Source organism: Magnetospirillum fulvum MGU-K5, from assembly GCF_000442515.1.
GTDB classification, from domain to species: domain Bacteria; phylum Pseudomonadota; class Alphaproteobacteria; order Rhodospirillales; family Magnetospirillaceae; genus Phaeospirillum; species Phaeospirillum fulvum_B.
Window position 1 is genome coordinate 12,776 of the sequence record NZ_AQPH01000021.1, and the last position, 24,675, is coordinate 37,450.

Here is a 24,675-nt window from a genome sequence, read left to right on the forward strand (position 1 = left end):
CCTCGGTTCGGTCCGGTCAAGCCGACTTGGCGTTTGACAGGGTCGAGATCGCCTTCAACTGGCGCTCGTGTTCATTGTCCAACATCTTCTGCACACCTTCGTAGTCGCGCAGAATTTGAGTCATCTTGGTCATCTCGACCACCGGCTGGACGTTGGATTCCTCCATCATCCCCTGGACGATCACCGGGCGTTCCACCGTTTCGGCGGTCTGGGTGGTGTCGTACAGCGAGTCGCCCGCGTTGCGCAGTTCCTGGTCGTTGGCGAACTTGACCACCTTCAGTTTGGAGACCCGCCCGTTCTCGGTGGAGATGGTGCCGTCGCTGGCAACCTCGATCCGGGTCTCGTTGGGGGCGAAGATGATCGGCTGGTCGCGTTCGTCCATCACCGCGAAGCCCTGGGAATTGACCAGCATGCCGGTCTGGTCGAGGCGGAAATGGCCGTTGCGGGCATAGCGCATCCCGGCTTCGGTCTCGATCTCGAAATAACCATCGCCGTGGAGCGCGAAATCGAGCGGATTGTCGGTCTTGGTCAGCGGGCCTTCGCGGGTGTCGCGCAGCAGCGACACATCCTGAACGAACGACAACTTGCCGCCCAGCGCCCGCTCGGTCGACCGGGTCGGGACCAGATATTCGCGGAACATCATCTCCTGGCCCTTGTAGCCGGGGGTGTTGGTGTTGGCCATGTTGTTGGCCACGACGTCGAGCTGACGCCACAAGGCGGCTTGGCGGGACAGGGCGATGTACGATGTGTTCTGCATGGCTTGATACCCGGTGGCGGAACGCGACGCAGACTTCCATGCAGGAGGCGTGCCACATGCCGGATCAGAGGAAAAAGGCGGAAAACTCTATAAAATCACCAGGATCGGGGCAGGGCTTGCCGGGCAGTTATTGCCGGGCCACCCCGACGATTGCTATCGTGGCACCGCTCGCGTCTTTACGCGGGGTCCGCAACCTTATCTTAACCGCCGTGGGGCTAGCCTTTCGTCACGAGCACGCGAAGGCGATTTCCCGCAAGCCCCGTTCTGCCGGCGTCGGAAGAGAGCTATGACCGAAGATCTGGAAGAAGATTTCGACGACAATGACGGCGCCGAAGGTGGTGCGGACTCATCTCAAAGCAAGGGCGGGCTCAAGAAGATCCTGCTGATCGTCCTGCCGATCCTGCTGCTGGTTGGCGGCGGGGCCGGGGTCTATTTCTCGGGTCTTCTCGACAAGCTGCTGGGCGGCCACAAGGAGGAGCCGGTGGCCGAATCCTCCGCGCCACCGCCGCCGGTCGCCAAGGCGGTGCAGGCCGCCGCCTTCATGGATCTGCCCGAGATGCTGGTCAATCTCCAGACTTCGGGCCGCAAGCAGGCGTTCTTGAAGCTGCGGGTCGCGCTGGAACTGGAATCTGTCGCCGATCAACCCAGGGTTGAGCAGATGATGCCGCGCATCGTCGATTATTTTCAGGTCTACCTGCGGGAATTGCGGATCGAGGACCTTCAGGGCGCGTCGGGGATGAACCTGCTGCGCGAGGAATTGCTGACCCGGGTCAATGCCGCGGTCAAGCCGGTCAAGGTCAGCGATGTCCTGTTCAAGGAAATGCTGGTTCAGTAATCGGCTGCCGGGCATCCGGCGGAAATCGGGTCCACGAGCGGTCGGCGGGATATTCCTCACATGACAAATCAGGATGAAGGCGGCCAGGGCCGCAGCGCCGAAGAAGAAGAGGCCCTGATGAAGGAATGGGCCGCCATGGCCGAGGAGGATGCGGGCGGTTCCGCCACGTCCGAAGGCGGTGGTGGCGGCGGCGACGCGATGGCCGACGAGTGGGAGGCGATGCTTGGCGCCGGGGCGGGTGAGGGCGAAGCCACCGCCGCCGTGGCCCGCGACGCCACCCGCGTGCTGAACCAGGACGAAATCGACTCGCTGCTGGGCTTTGACGAGGATGGCGCCGGGGGCGGCGACAAGTCGGGCATCCAGGCGATCCTGAACAGCGCCCTGGTCTCCTACGAACGCCTGCCGATGCTCGAAGTCGTCTTCGACCGGCTGGTCCGTATGATGTCGACCTCGATGCGTAATTTCACTTCGGATAACGTCGAAGTCTCACTCGACAACATCTTGTCGCTGCGCTTTGGCGATTATCTGAACTCGATCCCGCTGCCGGCGATGCTGGCGGTGTTCAAGGCCGAGGAATGGGACAATTTTGGCCTGCTGACCGTCGATTCCTCGCTGATCTACTCGATCGTCGACGTGTTGCTGGGCGGACGACGCGGCACCGCCGCGATGCGTATTGAAGGCCGCCCCTACACCACGATCGAACGCAATCTGGTCGAACGGATGGTCCATGTCGTGCTGTCGGACTTGTCGGCGGCGTTCGATCCGCTGTCCCCGGTGACGTTCCGCTTCGACCGGCTGGAGACCAACCCCCGCTTTGCCACCATCTCGCGGCCCAGCAACGCAGCGATCGTCGCCAAGCTGCGCATCGACATGGAAGATCGTGGCGGCCGTCTCGAATTGCTGCTGCCCTATGCGACGCTGGAGCCGGTCCGAGAGCTGCTGCTCCAGATGTTCATGGGCGAAAAGTTCGGCCGTGACTCGATCTGGGAAACCCACTTGGCCGAAGAATTGTGGATGACCGAGGTCGAGCTGGAGGCGGTGCTGGACCAGCAGGTGATGAATTTGCGCGACGTCCTGGCCTGGAAGCCCGGCTCGAAGCACATGCTGAACGCCACGCCGGACTCGCAGGTCGAGATGCGGTGCGGCCAGGTCGGGATGTTCCGGGGACGGATGGGACGCAAGGGCCAGCACATCGCGATCCGGGTCGATGAAACCAGCCGGCGTGACAAGGGGTAACGGGACGTGGACTGGAAAGTACTTCTCGATATCGTCGTCTCGGTGCTGATGGTCGCCACCATCGCCTATGCCACCCGGCTGAATGCCCGGCTGGCGGCGTTGCGGAAAAATCGCGACGATCTGGCCCGAACCATTGTCGGCTTCAACGAAGCCACCTTGCGCGCGGAATCCTCAATCCCCAAGTTGCGCAAAGCAGCTGACGAAGCAGGCCATTCGCTGCAGGAGCGGGTGGAAAAGGCGCAATCCCTGCGCGACGACCTCGCCTTCATGATCGAACGGGCCGATACGATGGCCAATCGGTTGGAAAACGCGGTGCGGTCGGCGCGGGTCGAAGGACCGGCGCGCGGCGGTGCCGAGGCGGTGTCCGCCCCCGTGGCCCCGGCTTCGGGTCCGGCTTTGGCGTCGGGACGCCCCGCGCCGGGACGGTCGGCGCAGCAGGCGGCGGTGGCCCAGGCTTCGGCCGCGGCGGAATACGGGCTTGATGATGATCGGTCGGAAGCCGAGCGCGAATTGTTGCGCGCGCTTCAGGCGATGAGGTGAAAACAGCGCCATGGCAGTGAAACCCAACTCGAAGGCCACGGCGCGGCGCTCCGCTCCCTACGCCGATGCCGGTGGTGGACGCGCTCCGATCGTTCGGGTTCTGCCCGTGCTGATCTTCTTTGGCGTCCTGATGCTGTCGGTGCGGGTCACCGATCTGTTCATGGGGCTGACCGGGTTGGGGCTGGGCGCGGTGTCGGTGGCTGAATTGCAGGCGCAGCAGCCGGCCAAGCCCGCTGCACCCGCCGCCACTCCGGCCTCGGCACCGGCGTCAGCCCCGGCACCGGCTCCCGCCGCCGGGGGCGATGCCGCCGCCGAGGGGCGGACCCAGACCGAGATGGATGTGCTGGAAAAGCTGCGCGAACGTCGCGCCGTGATCGACGCGCGCGAACGCGATGTCGAGCGGCGCGAGGAGATGTTGCGCGCCGCCGAAAGCCAGATCGACCGCAAGGTTGCCGAAATGAAGACCCTTCAGAGCACGATCGAGGGGTTGTTGCGGCAATATAATGACCAGGAAGACAACAAGATGCGGTCTCTGGTCAAAATATATGAGAATATGAAGCCCAAGGAAGCCGCCAAGATTTTCGAGCAGCTCGATATGAGCATCCTGCTCGAAGTCGTCGAGCGGATGAAGGAACAGAAGGTCGCTCCAATCATGGCCGAGATGGATCCGATGAAGGCCAAGGGTGTGACGGCGGAACTGGCGCAACGTCGTCAGATGCCGACACCGAAGGGCGCTTCGGGCGGGTGAGTGAACCGGATGTGCGCAAAAATGGCTTGCGCAGGTGTGTAGGCCTATCTTAACTAAGTGTATTCGTTAATGTGCCGATTGCTCGGTTTCTGGCGAGTGTGTCTCGAAGGAGCGGATGGACGGCTGTCGATAAGAATATGAACGTCCTGATCGTGGACGATTACAAGACGATGTTGCGGATCATCCGGAACCTGCTCAAGCAGCTCGGGTTCAACAATGTCGATGAAGCCACCGATGGCGCCATGGCGCTCCAGATGCTCCGGGTTGGGACTTATGGTCTGGTCATTTCCGACTGGAACATGGAGCCGATGACCGGTCTTCAGCTTTTGCGTGAAGTCCGTGCCGATCCCAAGCTGAAGCCGGTCCCCTTCATCATGGTTACCGCTGAATCCAAGTCGGAAAACGTTATCGCCGCGAAGGAAGCCGGTGTCTCCAACTACATCGTCAAGCCGTTCAACGCTGAGACGTTGAAGAACAAGATGACCAGCGTTCTGGGTGATTTCTGACGATAGTGGGAGGTCGCGTCATGTCAGGCAAGGGCGTTGACCGCGACCTTGAGTTGCGACTCGAAGTGATCCGCCGTGAACACGGCGACACTGTCCATGTCGATCAGATCGGCGAGGTCGTTCGCTCTCTGCTCGATTCCATCGCTGGAGACATCAGTGCCGGAGACCTCCGCCTGTATCGTGAGGTCGAGTCTCTGGCCCAGTACATCCATGCCGCGCGCGAGGAAATCGCCGCGCTTCGCCCCGGCGATATCAAGCACCGCTTCATCGCGTCCGCCACCGACGAACTCGACGCCATCGTGGGCGCGACCGAGGCCGCAACCAACGAGATCATGGATGCCGCCGAAAGCCTTGAATCGGTGACATCCTCTCTGGAGTCCGAAGCCGCCGATAAATTGGCGGAAATCACCACCCGGATTTACGAGGCCTGCACGTTCCAGGATATTACCGGCCAGCGGATCACCAAGGTGGTCAAGGCGCTGAAGGATATCGAGGACCGGGTCGAGGGGCTGGTGAAGATGTTCGGTGCCGAATACGAAAAAGAAGGTGCCGCCAAGGACAAGCCCGAGACGCCGCCCAGCGATCAGGATCTCCTCAACGGCCCGCAGCTCCCCGCCGCCGCCGCCAATCAGGCCGATATCGACGCGCTGCTGGCCAGTTTCGACTAACCGCTCATGGCGGATTCGCCCCGATCGAACCTGACCCAGCGGTTGTTCCGGATGCGGTGGGGGGTGCTGGCGCTTGTGTTGGCGGCGGCATTGCCGACGCTTGCCCTGGCCCAGGCTCGGGGGGCGTCCTCACCCCGCGCCGCCGACCATGATGGGTATGGCCGGATGGTGTTCGATTGGGAGGGTCCGGTCGGGTTCACCGCCGAACAGGTCGATGGTCAGCTGGTGGTCCATTTCGACAAGCCGATTGCCGGCGATCCCAAGGCGGTGGTCAAGCCGCTGTCGCGCTATCTGAAGGGGGCCTCCCTCAGCGCCGACCGCACCACCGCGACGTTCCCCCTGACCGGGCCGGTGCAGATCAAGACGCTGCGCAGCGGGAATGCGGTGGTGATCGACCTCAGCCCGGACAAGTCGCCGCCATCCCCGGCACCGATTCCGCCTGCTGCGCCAACGCCGCCAGCCGCCCGTCCGGTCGCGGCCACCGCGACGGTGGCACCGCCTGCCGCCACCGCGCCGTCCACTCCGGCTCCGGCTCCGGCTGCTCCGACCCCAGCGGCCTCGACGGCTCCCGCTGCGCCCGCTGCTCCCGCCACCGAATTGATGGTGCGCGGCGGCGAACATACCGGCTTTAACCGGCTGGTGTTCGATTGGCCCAAGACGGTTGGCTATACCGTCGAAGAGGCGGGGGACAAGGTGACGGTTGCCTTTGACCGTCCCGCGAACCTCAACGTCACCTCGCTCCGGGCCGCGCTGCCGCCCGATGTCGGTTTTCTCGAAGCCCGTCCGGCGGGCAAGGGAACCGCCGTCGTGCTGTCGTTGCCGCCGGGAATGCGGGTCCGCCATTTCGCCAGCGGTCCCCGCGTCGCGCTCGATCTCGTCCGCGCCGCCGGAGCCCCGCCGCCGCCGCGTGTCAATGGCGCGCCACCGCCGCCGCTGGCTCCCGCGCCGGGCAGCGCCGATCAGCCCCCGGCATTGAAGCCGCTGACCCCGGCCGGTCCGGCGACACCGGCCCCGCTGGCCAGTCTTGACGATTCGACCGCCCCGGCACCCTCGGCTCCGGTGGGCAAGATGGTCAGCCTGGGCTTCTCGTTCGACAAGCCGACCGGGGCCGCCGTATTCCGCCGCGCCGGGTGGCTGTGGGCGGTGTTCGACCTGAAGGCCGAGATCGACACCAAGTTGTTGAAGCGCACCGGCGGCGACGTCGTCTTGCATGTCGAGCAGATTTCGGGCGGGAAGGGGACGGCGGTCCGGATGCTGACCCTGCCGGGCTTTAATCCCTCGGTCCGTAAGGAAGGCCAATTGTGGGTGCTCGACATCCATGAACAGCCGCTGCTGCCCAAATCCGCCGCCGCCGTGTCGGCACAGATGGATTTCCAGGATCGCGGTCGGCTGGTGATCGCCGCCGCCGACGGCTCGCAACCGATGTTGCTGCGCGATCCCGAGGTGGGCGACACCATCCAGGTGGTGACGGTGCCGACGATCGGGGTGGGGGTCCGCGCCGGGCGCGACTATCCCGGCGTCGAATTGCTGACCACCGCCCAGGGCGTCGCGGCGGTGCCCCATGCCGATGGGGTGCGGCTTGATCCGTCGAAGTCCCAGGTCGAGGTGGCAATGCCGGGGGGGCTGTATCTGACCCCGCCGCCGCCTGCGCCCGAGACCACGGGGGCCGAGACTTCGGTGGTCGATGCCGACGCGCCTCAGGTGACCGGGCCGCTCGATATCACCAAATGGATGCGGGGCGGCAATGACGGCTTCGTAGCCGACCGGCGCAAGCTGTTGCAGCGGATGGCGATGCTGCGCCCCAACGACCGCAATATTCAGCGGCTGGAGATCGCCCGTCATTACCTCGCCAACGGCTTTGCTCCCGAAGCGTTGGGCGAGTTACGTCTGCTCGCCGCCGCCGATCCGGCGATGGTCGAAACCCCGGCCTTCCGGGCCGCGCGCGGTGCCGCCAATTTCCTGGCCCGTCACGATGCCGAGGCGATTGCCGATCTGTCGATGCCCGCGTTGAAGGATGATCCCCGGGTCCAGTTGTTCCTGGCGGCGGCGAATGCCCGCTCTCAGCCCGACCCGGCGCGTCAGGCGTTGACGTTGCGGCTTGCGCCTGAGGAGATCAAGGGCTGGCCGCGCACGCTGCGGATGGAACTGGGCGAGGTTGCGGCCCGTACCGTCGCCGGGGCGGGCGATGGGCGCGGTGCCAACCGGATCATCGATGCGATGATGGGGCCGGGCTTGCAGCGTCGCGATGTCGGGCGGCTGTCCTATCTGGGCGGTTTGGCCTCGATCGCGGGCAAGCAATATGAACAGGCGATCTCTCGGTTCCGCGATGCCGAGGCCAGCGACAGTCGCCCCGACCGCGCCTATGCCACCCGCGACCGGGTCGAGCTGATGCTGAAGCTGGGTAAGATCACCCCGCTTGAGGCGATCGGCGAACTGGAAAAGATGCGCTTTGCCTGGCGCGGCGAGGATTTCGAATTCCAGTTGATGAAGCGGATCAGCCAGCTTCAGGTCGATGCCAAGCGCTATGGCGAGGGGCTGCGCAGTATGCATCTGCTTGCCGCCAATTATCCCGATCACCCCGACATTCCCAAGGTGATGGAGATGATGAGCGAGGCGTTCGCCCGCTTGTTCCTCGACGGCGAGGCCGACAAGCTGCCTCCTGTCACCGCGATCGGGCTGTATGACGAGTTCCAGGAACTGACTCCGCCCGGTGCCAAGGGCGACGAGATGATCCGCCGTCTGGCCGACCGTCTGGCTTCGGTCGATTTGCTGGAGCGGGCGAGCGATCTGTTGCGCCATCAGGTCGAATTCCGCCTGTCCGGGCTGGACAAGGCCCGGGTGGGGACGCGGCTGGCCTTCCTCACCCTATCCGACCGCAAGCCCGGTCTGGCGCTTGAGGCGCTCGATCTCAGCGAGATGCCCGATATCCCCACCGATTTGGCCGCGCAGCGTCGCTATCTGCGGGTTCAGGCCCTGGACGATCTGGGCCGCTCGGCCGAGGCGCTGGCCCTCATCATCAACGATCAGAGCGAAGAGGCCCGCCGTCTGCGCGGCGAGATCAATTGGCGTCTGAAGAAATGGCCCGAGGCGGTCGCGGCGATGGAAAGCACGATCGAAAAGCCGCTGGGCAATCGTCCGCTCGATCCTAAGATGGCGCGCCGGGTGCTGGATACTGCCACTGCGATGACGCTGGGCCATGACGAACGGGGTCTGGCCCGATTGCGCCGGACCTATGGCGACCTGATGTCCAAGACCGACCTGCGCGAGGCGTTCGACCTGCTGACCAGCGAGCCCGAACGCGGTATTGCCGATTACCGCCGTATCGGCGACAAGGTGAAGCAGGTCGAGGAATTCCAGACCTTCATGGGCGATTGGAAAAACCGGGTGAAGGCCGAGGGCCTGTCCTCGATGAATTAGGGGGGAACGATGTCCCGATATGCTGGCCTCGTCGCCTTGGTCCTGCTGCTGTCCGGTTGCGGGGCCACCCTGCCGCCGCCCGAAGCGGTCCGGCTTGACCCGGTGCCGGGGGTGTCGCCCCCGTTGGCGGCGCGGGTGATGGTGTTCGCCGGTCAGGCCGATCTCGACCGCAAGCTGATGGTCCAGGCCACCCGGCTTCAGACCGAGGAAGGAACGATCAAGGACGGTACCGCGCTGGCAGAGGCGGCGCGGGTGATGCTGTCGAAGGCGTTTGCCCGGGTCGAGATCAACGATCCTTCGATCCGGCCCCAGATCGTCGTCCGCCTCTATGGTCAGGGGCTGTGGTCGAAGCCGAATTCGCGGCTTCAGGTCGGCTGCGGCCTCGACGTGTTTACCGCTGATGGCTTTCCCATCGGCACCTTCGGCAATCGCTATGATGTCGGCAGCGGCGATTACCAAAGCACGCTGGCACCGGCCTATGCCCAATGCCTGAAGCGTCCGGTTGAACAATTCCTTGCCTCGCCGGGATTGTCCAGACTCGCCGCCGCCGGATTCCGCGATCCGCCCGCAGTGGCGGCCGAGCGCTGGATGCAGAGCCTGGGGCCGCTGCCGACGTCACGCTGATCGTCCGGTTCCGCTTGCAGCAATACGGGTTTTGCGCGACCCTCTTCTGACGTGAAGCGTGCGGGGGAGGCGGCGTTGAGGCAGACCGCTTGTCGTGATGCTGTTCTGATCGGGACCGGTACGGGCCCGTCACGATGACCGCGCGATCTCGCATCCTTGTCGTTGACGACAACGAGGTCAACCGGACCGTCGCCGCCGATCTGTTGCAACACAGCGGTCACCGCGTCGCGACGGCCGAGGACGGTCTCGCCGCGATTATCGCCGTCCGCGATGGCGGTCCCTTCGATCTGGTTCTGCTCGACATGTGCATGCCGGGAATGGACGGGATCGAGGCCGCCGAGGCGATCCGCGCGCTTCCCGGTCCGGCCGGGGCGGTGCCGATCATTCTGTTGACCGCGACCCTGGTCGCCGAAGACGAACCGCGCTGGCGTCGCGCCGGAATTCTTGGCTGTCTGGTCAAGCCATTTCGTCCCGATCACCTCGCCGCTTTTCTGACCAAGCCCGCCGCTGTTCCCGCCGCCGAGTCCGGCCCGGCGCTGGTGGCGGCGTCCGATCTGGCGCTCGATCTGGCGGCGTTAGGGCGAGAGCGGATGGTCGGGCTGGCCGAGTTGTTCCGCCGCTCGTCCGGCGGCGATCTGGCCCAGTTGCCGGTTCTGCTGGGGCAGGGAAAGTTGGCCGAAGCCGGGGCGGTGGCGCACCGGATGGCCGGAGCCGCCGCCAGCCTGCATCTCCACCCGCTGTCGGCGCTGTGCCGCGAGATCGAATCGGCGGCCCGGGCGCAGAATCACACCCTTGCGGCCGAGCGGATCACGGCGGTGTCCGGGCTGTGGCCGCGATCCCTGGAGGCTCTGATGCAGGCCCTGGGCGAGGGGGCATAGGGGGACGAGGAGCCCCCTATCCCTTTACCACCGGCGATCCCTCGCGATTGCCCCATTCCGCCCATGATCCGTCATAGACGGCGACTTCGTTCGCCCCGATCAGGTGCAGCCCCAGGGCGACGATACAGGCGGTGACGCCCGAGCCACAGCCGACGACGGTCGGCCGTTTGGGATCGATCCCGGCAGCGTCGAAACGGGCGCGCAGGGCGTCGGGCGCCAGCAGGGTGTGCGCCGCCTCGTCAATCAATTCGGACGACGGGATGTTGACAGCGCCGGGGATATGGCCCTGAAGCGGACAGGGGCGCGGTTCGGGCACCTCGCCCCGGAAGCGGGGGGCGGGGCGGGCGTCGATCAATTGCTCGTGCTGGCTTTCGACATTGGCCAGAACATGGTCGTAATCGCGCAACAGCAGCCGGTTGAAGCGGGCGACGAAGTGGCGGGTGCGCGGCACCGGCGGCAAATCCTCGACCGGCCGTCCCTCGCGCAGCCATTTCGGCAGGCCGCCATCCAGCACCGAGATATCGGTGTGGCCAAAGGTGCGGAACATCCACCACACCCGCGCCGAGGCGGCGTAGTTGTTCGAATCGTACACAACGATCCGGTTGCCGTTGCCCAGGCCAAGCTTGCGCACCTTGCTCGAAAACTTTTCCGGCGGGGGCAGCATGTGGGGCAGGCCGGACTCGGTGTCGGCGATGTCGTCGATATCGAAGAACACCGCGCCCGGAATGTGCCCGGCCTCGTATTCCTCGCGTGCGTTGCGGTTCTGCTTGGGAAGGAACCAACTGGCATCGACAACCCGAACATCGGGGGCGGAAAGGTGATCGGCCAGCCAGTCGGTGCTGACCAGGGCGTCCGGGTTGGCGATGCTCATCGTCACGGTCTCCCCATGTCACTCGATCGGGGTTCGCTCCAGCCAGGCGGGGACACGCAGACCGCGTTCACGCAGGAAGGCCGGGTTGAACAGCTTGCTCTGATAACGGGTACCATGATCGCACAGCACTGTCACTATCGTGTGGCCCGGTCCCATCTTGCGGGCAATACGGATCGCCGCCGCGACATTGATGCCGGACGAGCCGCCGACCAGCAGACCTTCGTGTTCGGCCAGATCAAACACGGCGTCGAGCGCCTCGGCATCGCCGATCTGAAGCTGATCGTCGATCGGCGCGTTATCGAGATTGCGGGTGATACGGCCCTGGCCGATTCCTTCGGTGATCGAGCTGCCTTCGGAACGAAGATGGCCGTGGGCGTAATATTCGTACAGCGCCGATCCCATCGGGTCTGCCAGCACGATCTTGACCTCGGGCCGGTGCGCCTTCAAGGCCAGCCCGACCCCGGCCAGGGTGCCGCCGGTGCCGACCGCGCAGGTGAAGGCATCGACCCGCCCGCCGGTCTGGCGCCAGATTTCCTGGCCGGTGGTGGTGCGGTGCGCCTCGCGGTTAGCGGTATTGTCGAACTGGTTGGCCCAGATCGCGCCGTTCGGCTCGGTCGCGGCCAGTTCCCCGGCCAACCGCTCCGACACCCGGACGTAATTGCCCGGATTGAGGTAGGGCAGGGCCGGAACCAGCTTTAACTCGGCCCCGGCCAGCCGCAGCATGTCGCGCTTTTCCTGGCTCTGGGTCTCGGGCATCACGATCAGGGTGCGATAGCCCAAGGCCCGCCCGATCAAAGCCAGCCCGATTCCGGTGTTGCCGGCGGTGCCTTCGACGATGGTGCCGCCCGGCTTCAGCCAGCCGCGCTTTTCGGCATCGCGGATGATGCCAAGCGCGGCGCGGTCCTTGATCGAGCCGCCGGGATTGAGGAATTCGGCCTTGGCCAGGATGTCGCAGCCGGTCGCCTCGGAGGCCCGCCGCAGCCGGATCAGCGGAGTCTCGCCGATGGCCCCGGCCAGTCCGTCACGAATTTCCGTCATGATTATGTGAATTCCTGAGTTTTACGCATTCTTCACTGTAGCTTTCGTGGCGCGTTGGTTCAAGCGTCAGCGGTAACGATAAAACCGGCTTTCGCCGCGATCGCCACGGGCCGCAGAAAGTTTTCCCATCATTGGGCGGTACCAAAATGGAATTTTTCTGGAAAGGATAAAGCAGCTAGTCCAGCAGTGTCGGAGGTGTTTATATTGTCGTAGACAAATCTAGTCGGTCGGAATGGGAGCAAGGGTTGGCGGATTCATCTGTCACGGCGCATCTTTATCCTAAATGGAATAGATCAATTTCGGTAGGTGATGCCCAGATTGACCGTGAACATGAAGAAATTTTTGATCAGATCATCCTTGTTGCCGGTTTCGTTGATCGGGGGGATGCCCCCGCCGTGCTGGAAGCGATCGATCGCCTGCTGGGGATGCTTGAACGCCATTTCGCCGCCGAAGAACGATTTTTCGCGCTGACCAGCTATCCCCACACGCCGGCGCACAAAATCGAACATCGGGTTTTGTGCCATATGGCCCGGCATATTCGCGGTGCGGTGGTGATTCCCCGTGACGTGTCGTTCGTCGGGCTGTCGTTGCGTCATTTCGTCCAGGCGATGGTCGAGCACATCATCGAGATCGACCTGGGCTACCGCGACTATCTCCACGAAGTGGAGTAATACCGGCCAAACCTCGATTTGGCCGGTTGGTATAAAAACAAAATTTAGCTGAAAGCCGCTTCGGCTTCGGCTTCGCGGACGATGTCGATCAGCCGCAGCAGGATGTCGGGCTCCTGCGCTCCGGCCAGGGCATATTGCCCATCAAGGATCAGGCAGGGAACGCCGTTGACCCCCAGGCGGTGGGCGCGGGCATTGTCGGACAGTACCGCCGCCTTGTCGGCTTCTGAGGCGAGGTATTCGAACAGCATCTTGCGATTCAGTCCAACCCGGGCCCCGATTTCGGCCAGGATTCTGATATCGCCGATATCCAGCCCCTGACTGAAATAAGCGGCATAGATGGCTTCGACCGCTTCGGCCTCGCGTCCGATCGACCCGGCATAGCGGATCAGACGGTGCGAATCGAGCGTGTTGGGAGTCCGTCCGATCCGGTCGAAGGCAAAGACGATCCCTTCGACCTCGCCAGCGGTGGCGACGGCGGCATGAACCCGCTGCGCCCGGGCGGGGCCGCCGAACTTGCGGTCGAGATACGAACGGCGGTCAACCCCATCGGGCGGCAGGTCGGGATTGAGCAGGAACGGCCGCCACTGGATCGTGACCCGGCTGTCGGCGCGTTCGGCCAGGGCGCGTTCGAGTCGACGTTTCCCGACATAGCACCAGGGGCAGACCGTGTCGAAAACGTACTCGATCCTCATGGCACCTGTAGTTCCTCGTCCAGTGCGGCCCCGGCACGGGTAAACAAGCTGAGGCAATCGTCCTCGGGCCGGGCGTCGGTACAGCCGACCTGAACCCAGATCCGCACCGGCTGATAGACGTCGGGAACGGCAAAATCGGTGTTCGACAGGACCCCGGCGATCCGGTGCATCACCACTTCGGCCTCGGCCAGGGGGGTGTCGGGCAGCACCACGCAGAAGCGGTTGGACCCGAACAGGGCCGTCGGGTCCTCGGCCCGGACCAGACGGGTGATCCATTGGCCAAGTTGGCGGGTCAGGTGGGTGGCCGCCTCCTCGCCGAAATGCTTGCGCACCCCCTCGATATTGGGGATCGAGAAGAACACCACCGCCAGCGGGCGGTCCTGGGCGCGGGCGACGTCCAGCCTCGCCCCCAGATAGGATTCGAGAAAAGCCCGGCCATAGGTTCCGGTCAGCGGGTCGGCGGTCGCCTCGCCCAGGCTTTGGCCCAGGATACCGCGGATGCCCCACCGCACCTTCTGGCGGCGGACCAGGGTCAGGACTGCGGCGCGGAGATGGCCGGGATCGAGCGGCCGGTCCAGCACCCGGCTTGCCCCCCGGCGATAGGCGCGGGCGGCCACCGTTTCATCGGCGGCGATCATCACGATCGGCAGATTGAACAGGCGGGGGTTGTGGCGGACCTGGGAGGCGAAGGCCAGTTCGGCCTCGCCCGAGGCGGTCAGGACCGCCGCGTCGAAATTGCGCTGCTCCAACAACCGCTCCGCCTCGTACAGGTCGGGAATGGCGGTGATCTCGGTGTTGTCGGACAGCAAGGATGCGACGGTGGCGGACTCGGCCCCGATCGCCAGCACGCTGGGACGGCCCGGATCGGACGGGGCGACAAAGCGCTCGGGGGCGATCAGGCTCTGCGTTGCGGCGGCGGCGGCGCGCAGGCGCAGTTCGGCATGCATCGTCGCCAGCCGGATCAGCGGCCTTAGGCGGGCGAGCAATTCAGCATCGTCGGCGTTCGGATCGATCACTTCGTCCAGGTCCGCCGCCAGCGCCCGCAACGCCAGTTCGGTCGTCGCCGACTGAGCGAGCAGCACGACCGGGATGTCGGCGCATTCGGGATTGGCGCGAAAAGCGGCGCCCAGGGTCACCGGGTCACCATCGGCTTCGCCGACCAGAATCAGGTCGGGGTTAAGCCGCCGGGCCTGGTCGACGGGGTGTTCCCCCCTTCCGCCAGGAAATACCCTGCCGCTTCCAGTCTGCTCAGGACCGGGGCCAGGGCGGTCCGGTCCGCATTGGCGACAAGAAGGGTGGCAAGGCGATTCATATCGGTGCGGCCCCGCAGGTTGACTGTCAGTTCAGCATAATATGCTTTGAGCCCAACCCAAAGGATAAGTCCACGCGCCTGGAATTAATGGATGTGGCTGTTTCTGGTGGCACGACGCGCAACGATGCCAATCCAGCCCTGTCCTGCGCCGTTCTGGTGGTTCGGACATCGCGCATAACCGATCACGATGTCATTGGCGTCTTTGTACCACCCGCAAGCGGCGAGGCCGGGGGTAACAGGACCGGGATGAGCGCAGCGGCCTGTTGCGTCGGTATCAGCCATCACCTGCTGGCGGGGGTTGAGCAACAAGCACCGGACTCCCGCTCCGCCGCCGCGCTGACGGGCGTGGTGTAACAAGGGGGTGGTCTGGCCATGCCAGTCGAAGAACAGGGCGATCACCCCGTGAGCCGGTTCGGTGGGGTCGGAGCCGCCAATCGCAGCGGCAAAGGCCAGTGTCGCCGCGTTTCCGCAGCCGGGGATGGCGGCGATGTCGGAGATGACCGATCCGCCGGGACCAAGGCCGAGTGCGTCGCGAAACCAGGGCTCGCCTGAGGCATCGACACCGATCCGTGTCGAAGAGCGAGCGGGTCGCCCGGTGGCGACGACCCGGCCCTGGGCGTCGATGATCCACAAATCGAGATAGAACGCGCGGTCGGCAATGATCCGCGCCACCTCCCGGATGGCGGTGGCGGAGGTGGGGCGACCGCTAAGGCAGGCGCGGACGGCTGGTTCGGCTGCCCAGCGCCGGATATCGCCGCTGCGGTCGTGCAGGGTGCGATCAAGCAGATCAACCATATCAAGCGCCAGTCCGGACAGGCGCATTCCCAGCAGACGTTCATCGAGTGTCTGGGTGTGGCCATGGTGATCGGACGGTGGAGCAAGGGGAGTGATGTCGGCACCGTGACCGGGCGCGACCAGATCAATCGTGGGGTCATGGTCCGACATCGCTGCACCATCCGCCTGCAAATTGATCATAATTTGACAAAGATTAATATGTAGGCAGATGCGTCTTCTCGCAAGAGGGTCATCTGGCTCTGGTCTGTCCGCCTAACCCGCTCCGTCCGGGCGTGGCCGCGCCAGTCCCACAGGGGGACGCATCGCGACGGACTCGATGCAGCCCTCTCATGCGGATCCAAGGCGCGACCTCTGCTTGCCGTATTGCCACCTTGTGGAGTATCTCCTTTGCCGTAGACCCGCCGCCGACGGGGATCATTTTGTTCGGGGAATGAACGATGAAAATCTTACGCACGCTGATTGTTGTGGCCATGCTGGCCGTCGGCGCGGGAAGCGCCCGGGCCGCCGACGTCGCGGCGGCGCAGGCGTTGGTTCAATCTGCGTTGAATGAAGGCGTGGGCACATTCGCGTCCGGTCGGACTTATCCGCTGGAAGAGCGGACCCGTTTGCTTGACGGATTGCTGCGCCGCCATACCGAGCCGTCCCTGCTGTCGGCGGCGGTTCTGGGCCGCTTCTGGGGCAAGCTGACCCCCGAGGAACAATCGGCGTTTTCCGAACGTCTGCTGCAATTCCTGGTGTCGAGCTATGTCGGCATGCTGACCGATGCCGAATCCGGCATCACCTTCCAGGTCGGTGCGGGCGAGGATTTGGGCAACCGGGTCCGGATTCCGGCCGAAGTGACCCGTTCTCTTCCCGGTTCGGTGCCGACGCCGGTCGGCTGGGAAGTCGCCTTCACCCCGGACGGTCGGCCGGGGATCGTCGATCTCTCCGCTGACGGGGTCAGCCTGATCCGGGCAATGCGCGAGGATTTCGGGTCGGTGCTGCGCGCCTCCGGCGGCAAGATCGAGCCGCTGATGGAGGCGCTCCAGCGTAAGATCGACGCCAACAATATCGCCAACGCCTCTCCTACTTCAGGAAATTGATCAGCGACATCTGCTGCATCTTGGCCAGGGCCTGATACGAGGTCTGAAGCGCCTGACTGTCGGCCAGCAACGCGGTGATGGCCTCGGTCGAGCTGATCTGCTCGATATCCGAGACCCGGTTGACGAAGAACGACTTCATCTGAGTCAACGCCGCGTTGCTGTTTTTAATCGCGGCAAGGTTCAGTCCGACCCGTTTCTGGAGGCCGTCCAGGTCGCTCGATTCTTCCTTGCCGAACGGCATCGTCGTCGTTGACGAATGTAACAGCGCGTCGCTCAGCAGGGTGATCGCCTGAGCCACCCGCTCGGGATGCTGGTCGAGCCCGCCCGCGGTGCCATACGCTCCCTGGGCGATGATGCCGCAGGCGCGGACCACCTTCTCGAACGCCGAATCCGACGCCGTCAGCGAGGTGTCGATCGTCGTGGTCTGGTTGATGCTGGTGTTCAGCGACAGGGTGTCGCCCTTGTACCAGGATTGCGCCGACATTTCCGTCTGCGGCATCGCGGTTTCGGTGGTCAGCGTCTTGCAGCGGATACTGAGGGTGGTGCCATCGTTGCCGGTGATCTCGTAGACCCCGGCATTGACCTCCGAGCTGCCCTTCAGCGTGATCAGAGTGCCGACCGGCGGATAGGGCATGCTCTTCGAATCGAGCAGCGCTCCCTTGACCGACGAGACGATGTTGCCCGACGAGGTGAAGCTGAGGCCGCCGAACGCCGTCCGGTCCAGGGTCGCGGTGCCCGAGACGATCTTGCCCGGGACGTCGGGCGAGGTGTCCTTGCCGTCCTGCGGCTTGACCTTGGTGGGGAAGCTCATCGTCATGTCGGTCCGGCCGCTTTGGGCCAGGAACGGACCGACCCGCAGCATGTCGGTGTTGATCTTGTAGCTGATCGTGTTGGCGGTGACCCCGCTGACCTCATAGGTGCCGTTGTGATTGTCGGTGCCGCCGATGGTGACCGGCTGGCCGACGCTGTAAACGGTGGAGAGGTCGGTGCCGCCGGTTGGCAGCGTCATCGTCACGGTGTCGCCCGACAGGGTAAAGGTTGCCGAACCGCCGGTCATCCCAGTCGATACCAGGGTGTCGGGGATGCCGTCGGCCCCGGTGTCGCGCTTCAGCGTGACCGCGGTGGCGTTCAGGGTTTCCGCCTGGCTGGGCGTGGTGTCGTTGGCAATCGTCATCTTGCCGGTGACGGTGTCAAAGTTGGTGACGACGAACGACCCGTCGTAATTGCCCTTCAGCGCCGGTTGGACCGAGCCGGTGGAGGTCGCCCCATTGGCGATGGTTCCGGTCAGGCCCAGCGCGGCGGCGACATTGCCGCCCAGCGTATAGCTGCTGGTGCCGTTGTTGTTCTTCACCGTCATCGCGCTGCCGGAAACGCTGACCTGGGCTCCCAGAGTGTTCAGGCTGCCATTCGCGTTGAGGGTGCTGGGGTCCTGCTGCTGGATGAACTGGGCGATGTCGGTCAGGGTCGTGTTGGCGGTGACGGTCAGTGTCGCGGGCGCGCCTGCGCCAACCTGAACGGACAGGGTGTCGCCCACCGCGATCGGAGGGGTGCCGAGCGAGGTGGCCGTCTGGGCGACGACGCCGGTCATCAACGGCGTTCCCACCACCGGAGTTCCCGCCGTGCCCACCGCCCCGGCCCCGACATTGACGGTGCCGCTGACCCCGAACACGCCCGACAAGGCTCCCCGGACGGTGATCGGTGAACCGGCCGCGCCGTTGAGATTGCTGATCGTCAGCCGTCCCTGATTATCGACCGTCGCCTTGGCGATCGACGGAGAGGGGGCGGGGACGTTCGGATCGACCTGGGCGTTTACCCAATTGACCACATCGGCCATCGTCGAGGTGGATGTGGCGATGAAGGAAAAGGTTGCGCCGTTGTTGACCAGGACCAGATCGTCGCCGGGGTTGATCTGGAGGCCGGTGGCCGAGGTCGCGTTGTTGTTATAGGTGTAGAAATTGGTGCCGACCAGCTTGGTGGTGTCGGTGGCCGAGGTGGAGGCGATCGTCGCGTTCGAGCCGCTGATGGTAAAGCGGGTGCCGGGCACCATCGACGTCAGCGAATTGCCGGTGGCGGGGCTGACCACCATCTGGCCGTCTTTGTCATACGAGAAGGACAAGGCGCCAGTGGTGGCATTGGTGACGACGGTGCCGTTCGAGAGGGTGATGAAGGCGCCCGACCCGGCGTTCGAGGTCTCGACCAGCGGGGTGCGGCCGGAATTGCTGGGGGCGTGTCCCTTGATGGTGACGTTGCCGTCATTGGTCAGGGTAGACGAGCCGACGACCTGGGTGGTGCCGGTGATCGTGACATAGGAGCTTGACGGGACCTTGGCATAGGCTCCGGCATTGGTGGGGATGATCAGGCCGCTGCTGGCGTCGAAACTGACCGCTCCGGTGTCGCGATTGGTCAGATGGGTGTCGAGCAGATCGGCCCCGCGCAGGGTCGGAAAGGTGGTGATGAGCCCGTCGAACATCTTCTGGAAGTCGGCCAGCTTGGAGACGGGGAAATTGACCGGCATCGTGTCCTTGCGCCCGCCGGAAAACAGATACTCGCCATCGACCGAGGTGTTGAGCGTCGATTGCAGTTCGGTCAGGGTCCGCATCGCGACATCCTGAACGTCGCGGACGGCGGTCTGGTCCTTCATCTGCCCCGACGCGAACGAGATCAGCCGGTTCTTCAGCGTGTTGATCGAGGTCTGGGCGGCGGTCAGCGCGGTGTTGGCGGTGTTCTGCCGGACCTGGACCGAGGCGTTGGCGGCCATGAAGGCATCGGCCAGCGAGGTCGAGTTTTCCAGGTTGATCGCGGTGCGGGCATCCTGCGCAATGCCAGAATAATCCTCGGTCACATAGCCGGTGGTCGATTGCAGCTGCTCCTTCTGCATCCGCACCTGGGTCTGCATGATCCGGGAGATGTAGAGCTGGGAGGCCCCGTAGGTCGAAATGCGATCCATGGTTCACTCCTATCGGATGATTCCCATCAGGACGTCCAGCATGTCTTTCAAGGTGCTGATGACCTTGGCCGAGGCGGAATAGGCCTGTTGGAAGTTAATCATGTTCGAGACCTCCTCGTCGAGGTTGACCCCGCTTTTGGCCTGAATCTGGGTGTTGATGTTCTGATTCAGGGTGGTGTGGTAGCTGAGGTCCGAGGCGGTGCTGCTGATGTCCTGTGCGGTCATCGACACGAGCTGGGTGGCATAGTCGGTCAGCGAGTATTTCGACGTCGCCAGCTTGCCCGCGCCGTTGATGGCCTGGGGCTGATTGAACGCGGTGACCATCTGGCTGGCGATGTTGGCATCGCCCGAGCTCATGTAATAGACCTTGGTGTCGGCGTTCCACTGGGTTGTCGCCCGCGAGATTTTCGACGGTGCGGACACGATGTCCTTGCGCACCGAGATGCTCCCGGCCAATCCGCTGGCGGCGGTATCAAGCCCGAGATCGGTCAGCAGGCTGGTGTTGGCGGCATCCGTGCTGGACTGGGCGTAAGCATCCATGTTGCTGCTCTGGCGGATGCGCAGGCGCTGACCTGACCCTTCGTCGACGACGCTGGCGACAAAAATCTGACTGCTCGACAGGCTGAGTTTGTTGCGCAGATCGGTGCTGTCGGGGCCGTCATAGCTGACCGTGAGCGGGCTGCCGCTATTGTCCCAGACCCGCAGCCGATATCCGCCGCTATCTTTTTCCACCTGGGCGGTCAGCGTCGAGTTCGAGGCGGTCAGCGCGTCGGCGATCGCCTGAAGGCTGGTGGTCCCGGCCGGCACGGTCACGCTGGAAACGGTGTTGCCGTTGACATCGAGGATGTTGAGCGAGGTGTTGCCCGTGGCCAGGGTCACCGAGCTTTGCCCCACCAATCCGGACTGAAGGATGGTGCTGTTGCTGTTGATCTTGGCGGCGATTTCCTGGATCGAGGTCCCGGCATTGAAGGTCATCGACGGCCCGGCCGCGCCCAGACTGTCATACAGAGTCAGATCGCGCGTCGTCCCCAGGGTGGAATAGGGCGGCAGGATCTGCGAATCGAGCAGGGCGCGGGGCTGGTTCGACACGAACAGGTCGTTCAGGCCCAGGAAGTTTGAAAAGCCCTTAACCACCTGATCCGGGGTTGCCGCCGCCGGAACGCCGGGGGTCAGCGCGGCCAGCGAGGCGCTGGTGCCGGTGGTGGAGATCGAAAGACCGGTGGTATTGGCGATCTGAAGCTTGGTCACACCGGCGATTGTGGCGAATTCCGACCCTTCCAGACCGGGGATCGAGCGGACCCAGTTCAGCAGGTCGTTGCCGGTGAGGCTGGCGGCCGGGGCGCTTTGCGGTGGCGAGGCGGCGGCCCCGACCGTGTAGGTATAGGTGTTGCCGCCCATCGTCAGCTTGAACGTGTCGGTGGCGGCGACGGCCGGAGAGGCGCCGGTCAGGCTGGTGCCGACCAGGGTGGTCGCCTTGGGGATCGACGTGGTGTTGGTGCTGACTCCCGGCGGCTGGGTGGCGTGGAAGGTGACGCTGATATCGGTGGTCTTGGCACCGGGGGTGCTATCGACCTGATCGCGGAACGCCAGCCCGATATCGCTGTTGCCGGTCGAGATCGAGAAATGGCCGTTGGCATCAAGCCCGACCTTGGCGGTCGAGGCGTTGGCATAGGTGGACTGGCCGCGCATCCAGGTCTGCATCCGGTCGGCGATCGACGAGAGCGTCCACGGCTGGTTGATCAGTTCCTTGGCCAGCGAGAAGGACGAACCATCCATCAGGCTGCGCAGGGTGGTGGTGGCCTTCTGGTTGCCCTGGGCATCGTAGAGCACCAGGGCGGTGTCCTCGGTGCCGGACAGGCTGATCGACTGATTGAGGTTGGTCTGATCGGCGAAGGTCCGGGTGCCGGTGATCGTGCTGGCCGGGGTCGGCAACTGGACGCCGCGATTGTTGACCAGATTGAGCGTGTCCTTCAACTGGGTCGCCAATTGGTCGAGCTGGCTTTGCAGGTTGGGCAGGATCGTATCGCGCAGATCAATGTTGGCCTTCATGTCGCCACCACGGATCAGGCTGGTCATGTCCTTGGCCGGGCTGCTGCCGTTGTTCAGCGTGATCGGGCCGAACTGCCCCCCGGCGCGGCTCATCCACGGCGCTGCGCCGGACAGGCCGGAATGGGTCAGGGAAAAGGCCTGGCTGCTATTGACCAGCACGTCGCCGCCACTGGTGCCAACCGTGACCGACCCGTCCTGGAGGTTGTAGTAACTGATGTCGATCAGCTTCGACAGGCTGGTCAGCGACTGGTCGCGCTGATCTTGCAGGTCGGTGGCGTCGATCTTCAGGGCCAGCGAGCGGGTGATCTTGATGTTGAGGTCGTGGATATTGCTCAGCAGCGAGTTGATCTGATCGCAATCGCTGGCGATCTTCTGGTCCGCCGTCGCCCGCAGCGACTGAAGCTGGTCGGTAACCATCGCCATCTGGTCGGTCGCGGTCTTGGCCGCCTGGACCGTCGCTGACTGGACGTCGGACTTGTCCGGGGTCGCGGCCAGGGTGATCAGATTGTTAAGGACAGTCTGGACGTTGTGGCTGATCGAGCTTTTATCGCCGACCTTGCCGAACAGATTCTGGACCTGCTGATAGGTACCGGACAGGGCCTGAAGGTTGCTCAGCGTGGCGTTGTCGGAGCGGACATAGGACAGCAATCCCTCGTCAACGTTGCGCTGGAGCGCGGTAACCTGCACCCCGGCCCCCAGGCCGTTGACGGCGCGGGATTCCGGCATCAGCACCTTGCGGGTATAGCCGGGCGTGTTGACGTTGACGATGTTCTGGGAAATCGTGTTCAGCGCCTGCTGATTGGTCAGCAGACCCGAGAGCGCGGTGTCCAGTCCGAGGGTGATGGCCATCGCCCGCTTCCTTCAGAGGAGATTGTTGAGGCTGTAACTGGTCGCCTTGTCGTCGTTGCCGCGCATCGCTCCGCTGCGGTTATAGACGATGCCGGGCTCCTGGCTTGACCGCACCGACTGGGCGATGATGTCGACCACCGTCTTGGTGGCGTCGATCGCGGCGCGCAGCAGCATCGCATTGCGCTCGACCAGTTCTTCCAACTGGCGGCCGACCGCCAGCAATTCGTCTCTTTGTTCCGGATTGAAACCGCGACCCGATTCCGGCAGATCGGCCAGCCCCCTGGTGTAGGACGCATACAGCCGTGTCAGCGCGATCTTGCGATCGCCCAATGCGGCGATGGTCTCGGCATCGTGATTGGCCAGCGCGTCGTTCTCGACTTCCAGCAATTCGCACAGGTTGGTGCAGGCGAACATCAGATCGTCGAACGCCGGGATGGCGCTGTCTTTGAGGGTGTCGTCGGTGGTGTCGTCCTGGACGAAATCGTCTTCGGCGAGGGATTGGGTCGTCATCACTAAACCTCCTGCTGCTTCAGCAGCATCTTCTCGATCGCGGGGGCGATGCCGAAGCCACTGCCGCCGGGGCGGTTGGTCGTTATTTTGGCGTATTCGTCGATCAGCAGGGAGCGGAACATCTTCTCGCCGCTGCCGCCGCCGAACAGACCGTCGGTTTCGATGCCGTCGAACATGTGCTGATACATCTGCGACACGAACTGGCTTTCGAACGCCTTGGCGGTCTTGGCGGCCTTTTCGCGGGTGGTGGCGGTCATCGTCGGCGCACGCGGGGCCGCCAGCGACGGGTCATAGGACGGCGTGGTGGCCAGGGCGGTCATCACAGCACCTCAAGGTCGGCTTGGAGGGCTCCGGCGGCCTTGATCGCCTGGAGGATCGAGATCAGATCGCGCGGGCCGATCCCCAGGCTGTTCAGGCCCTCGACCAGTTCCTGAAGCGTGACCTTGTGGGGGACGACAGCCAGCTTCTTGCCGCCGCCTTCCTCGACATCGATATCGGTGCGCGGAACCGTGGTGGTGGTGCCGCCTTCCGAGAAGGGCGAGGGCTGCGACACCTGCGGCGTCTCGGTGATGCGGATCGTCAACTGGCCCTGGGCAATCGCCACGGTGCTGATGCGGACGTTCTCGCCCATCACGATGGTCCCCGAGGTTTCGTCAATGACGACGCGGGCCATCTGGTCGGGCTCGACCCGCAATTGCTCGATATCGGTCAGCAGGCCGACGACATTGCCGCGATAATTGGGCGGAACCATGATCTGGACCGTGCCGGGATCGACCGGGCGGGCCATGTCGCCGCCAAGATAGGAATTAACCGCCTGGGCGATCCGGCGCGAGGTGGTGAAGTCGGGATTGCGCAACGACACCTTGACCGCTTCCATATGGGCCATCTCGAACGGCAATTCGCGTTCGACGATCGCCCCGTTGGCGATGCGGCCGGCGGTGGGGACGCCCTTGGTCACCGAACTTCCAGACGCGCCCGAGGCGGTAAAGCCGCCGGTGGCGACCTGCCCCTGGCCGACGGCATAGACTTCGCCATCGGCGCCGATCAGCGGGGTGACCAGCAAGGTGCCGCCGCGCAGATCCTTGGCATCGCCCATCGCCGAGATCGAAGCGTCGATATGGGTGCCCTGGCGCGAAAACGGCGGCAGGACGGCGGTGACCATCACCGCCGCGACGTTCTTGGGATCAAGCGAGGTGATCGCGCCAGTCTTGTCGCGGATGTTGACCCCCAGCCGTTCCAACATGCCGGCCAGACTTTCCTTGGTGAACGGAGCGTTGGTCAGCTTGTCGCCGGTGCCGTTCAGCCCGACCACCAGGCCATAGCCGATCAGCATGTTGTCGCGCACGCCTTCGAAATCAGCGATGTCCTTGATGCGCGAGGCTCCGAAGGCATTGGCCGGAGCCATCCCCAGCGCCGCCGCCAGCAGCAGGGTGGACAGCAGCAAGGCGCGCAGGGGAGCGGCGAAGGTGGGGTGGGTGGCTGGAATGCGGGTCATGGCGGTTTTGTCCCCGGCAGGCGGTGCTTGGTCTCTCGGTCCGTACCTATGCGAAAGCCATGCCAACCGCCAGGGCGAGCCGAAGCCCCATTTGACGGGCTGTCGAAGGGGAGTGACCGGCAGTTCCGTCCCTTTTGCCCGGCAATTCCTGCCCG

Annotated in this window: 22 protein-coding genes; 11 read left to right on the forward strand and 11 right to left on the reverse strand. The window is 64.3% G+C overall.

What is annotated here, in order from left to right; translation table 11 throughout:
- Window positions 1–16: 16 nt before the first annotated feature.
- Entirely contained in the window at window positions 17–757 is a 741-nt protein-coding gene (gene flgF, locus K678_RS07420; RefSeq protein ID WP_021131843.1) for a flagellar basal-body rod protein FlgF, read from the reverse strand.
- A gap of 286 nt (window positions 758–1,043) precedes the next feature.
- Here flgF and K678_RS07425 point away from each other — a divergent pair, with 286 nt between their 5' ends.
- The 9 genes from K678_RS07425 to K678_RS07470 all read left to right on the forward strand — a co-directional run bounded on the left by K678_RS07425 (window position 1,044) and on the right by K678_RS07470 (window position 10,209).
- The gene (locus K678_RS07425) at window positions 1,044–1,592 is read left to right on the forward strand and encodes a flagellar basal body-associated FliL family protein (RefSeq protein ID WP_021131844.1); all 549 of its coding nucleotides are present in this window, start codon (window positions 1,044–1,046) and stop codon (window positions 1,590–1,592) included.
- A gap of 60 nt (window positions 1,593–1,652) precedes the next feature.
- The gene (gene fliM, locus K678_RS07430) at window positions 1,653–2,828 is read left to right on the forward strand and encodes a flagellar motor switch protein FliM (RefSeq protein ID WP_021131845.1); all 1,176 of its coding nucleotides are present in this window, start codon (window positions 1,653–1,655) and stop codon (window positions 2,826–2,828) included.
- 6 nt (window positions 2,829–2,834) lie between these two features.
- Window positions 2,835–3,368: a DUF6468 domain-containing protein gene (locus tag K678_RS07435; protein ID WP_021131846.1), complete on the forward strand. Its 534-nt coding sequence runs from the start codon at window positions 2,835–2,837 to the stop codon at window positions 3,366–3,368.
- A 10-nt stretch (window positions 3,369–3,378) separates the two neighbouring features.
- Complete coding sequence (locus K678_RS07440) at window positions 3,379–4,116, forward strand: MotE family protein (RefSeq protein WP_021131847.1); 738 nt, start codon at window positions 3,379–3,381, stop codon at window positions 4,114–4,116.
- A gap of 137 nt (window positions 4,117–4,253) precedes the next feature.
- Window positions 4,254–4,622, forward strand: coding sequence for a response regulator (locus K678_RS07445; RefSeq protein WP_021131848.1), 369 nt, complete (start codon window positions 4,254–4,256; stop codon window positions 4,620–4,622).
- Window positions 4,623–4,642: 20 nt separating this feature from the next.
- A complete protein-coding gene (locus tag K678_RS07450; protein WP_021131849.1) occupies window positions 4,643–5,290 on the forward strand; it encodes a protein phosphatase CheZ in 648 nt (215 codons plus the stop codon).
- Between the two features lie 6 nt (window positions 5,291–5,296).
- Window positions 5,297–8,707, forward strand: a complete 3,411-nt coding sequence (locus K678_RS07460) for a tetratricopeptide repeat protein (RefSeq protein WP_021131850.1) — start codon at window positions 5,297–5,299, stop codon at window positions 8,705–8,707.
- 9 nt (window positions 8,708–8,716) lie between these two features.
- A complete protein-coding gene (locus K678_RS07465; protein WP_021131851.1) occupies window positions 8,717–9,331 on the forward strand; it encodes a hypothetical protein in 615 nt (204 codons plus the stop codon).
- Window positions 9,332–9,465: 134 nt separating this feature from the next.
- Window positions 9,466–10,209 (forward strand): response regulator, encoded by a 744-nt coding sequence (locus tag K678_RS07470; protein WP_021131852.1) that lies wholly within the window; start codon window positions 9,466–9,468, stop codon window positions 10,207–10,209.
- Window positions 10,210–10,225: 16 nt separating this feature from the next.
- Here the strand turns inward: K678_RS07470 and sseA are convergent, their stop codons facing one another.
- Both sseA and K678_RS07480 read right to left on the reverse strand, forming a co-directional pair.
- Window positions 10,226–11,080 (reverse strand): 3-mercaptopyruvate sulfurtransferase, encoded by an 855-nt coding sequence (gene sseA / locus K678_RS07475; RefSeq protein ID WP_021131853.1) that lies wholly within the window; start codon window positions 11,078–11,080, stop codon window positions 10,226–10,228.
- A gap of 18 nt (window positions 11,081–11,098) precedes the next feature.
- Window positions 11,099–12,118: a cysteine synthase A gene (locus K678_RS07480; protein WP_021131854.1), complete on the reverse strand. Its 1,020-nt coding sequence runs from the start codon at window positions 12,116–12,118 to the stop codon at window positions 11,099–11,101.
- Between the two features lie 245 nt (window positions 12,119–12,363).
- On the opposite strand from K678_RS07480, the gene K678_RS18155 reads away from it, so the two are divergent.
- Complete coding sequence (locus K678_RS18155; RefSeq protein WP_196802551.1) at window positions 12,364–12,789, forward strand: bacteriohemerythrin; 426 nt, start codon at window positions 12,364–12,366, stop codon at window positions 12,787–12,789.
- 44 nt (window positions 12,790–12,833) lie between these two features.
- Here K678_RS18155 and K678_RS07490 read toward each other — a convergent pair whose 3' ends face one another.
- From K678_RS07490 to K678_RS17660, 3 genes are all read right to left on the reverse strand, one after another.
- Window positions 12,834–13,481, reverse strand: a complete 648-nt coding sequence (locus K678_RS07490) for a DsbA family oxidoreductase (RefSeq protein ID WP_021131856.1) — start codon at window positions 13,479–13,481, stop codon at window positions 12,834–12,836.
- Window positions 13,478–14,617: a diguanylate cyclase domain-containing protein gene (locus tag K678_RS07495; protein ID WP_021131857.1), complete on the reverse strand. Its 1,140-nt coding sequence runs from the start codon at window positions 14,615–14,617 to the stop codon at window positions 13,478–13,480. Before K678_RS07495 ends, K678_RS07490 begins: the two co-directional genes overlap by 4 nt.
- Window positions 14,618–14,877: 260 nt before the next feature.
- On the reverse strand, window positions 14,878–15,738 hold the full coding sequence (locus K678_RS17660) for a PDC sensor domain-containing protein (protein ID WP_021131858.1): 861 nt from the start codon (window positions 15,736–15,738) through the stop codon (window positions 14,878–14,880).
- Window positions 15,739–16,025: 287 nt separating this feature from the next.
- Between K678_RS17660 and K678_RS07505 the strand changes: the two genes are divergently transcribed.
- A complete protein-coding gene (locus K678_RS07505) occupies window positions 16,026–16,670 on the forward strand; it encodes an MlaC/ttg2D family ABC transporter substrate-binding protein (RefSeq protein WP_021131859.1) in 645 nt (214 codons plus the stop codon).
- Here the strand turns inward: K678_RS07505 and K678_RS07510 are convergent.
- From K678_RS07510 to K678_RS07530, 5 genes are read right to left on the reverse strand one after another with little or no spacing between them, the layout of a single operon-like run.
- Window positions 16,654–19,617: a flagellin gene (locus tag K678_RS07510; protein ID WP_021131860.1), complete on the reverse strand. Its 2,964-nt coding sequence runs from the start codon at window positions 19,615–19,617 to the stop codon at window positions 16,654–16,656. The two genes, K678_RS07505 and K678_RS07510, sit on opposite strands and share 17 nt — an antisense overlap.
- 9 nt (window positions 19,618–19,626) lie before the next feature.
- The gene (gene flgK / locus K678_RS07515; protein WP_021131861.1) at window positions 19,627–22,515 is read right to left on the reverse strand and encodes a flagellar hook-associated protein FlgK; all 2,889 of its coding nucleotides are present in this window, start codon (window positions 22,513–22,515) and stop codon (window positions 19,627–19,629) included.
- A 12-nt stretch (window positions 22,516–22,527) separates the two neighbouring features.
- Complete coding sequence (locus tag K678_RS07520) at window positions 22,528–23,025, reverse strand: flagellar protein FlgN (protein ID WP_021131862.1); 498 nt, start codon at window positions 23,023–23,025, stop codon at window positions 22,528–22,530.
- 2 nt (window positions 23,026–23,027) lie between these two features.
- Window positions 23,028–23,345 (reverse strand): rod-binding protein, encoded by a 318-nt coding sequence (locus tag K678_RS07525; RefSeq protein WP_021131863.1) that lies wholly within the window; start codon window positions 23,343–23,345, stop codon window positions 23,028–23,030.
- Window positions 23,345–24,520 (reverse strand): flagellar basal body P-ring protein FlgI, encoded by a 1,176-nt coding sequence (locus K678_RS07530; protein WP_021131864.1) that lies wholly within the window; start codon window positions 24,518–24,520, stop codon window positions 23,345–23,347. The genes K678_RS07525 and K678_RS07530 overlap by 1 nt, the downstream gene beginning before the upstream one ends.
- Window positions 24,521–24,675: the final 155 nt, after the last annotated feature.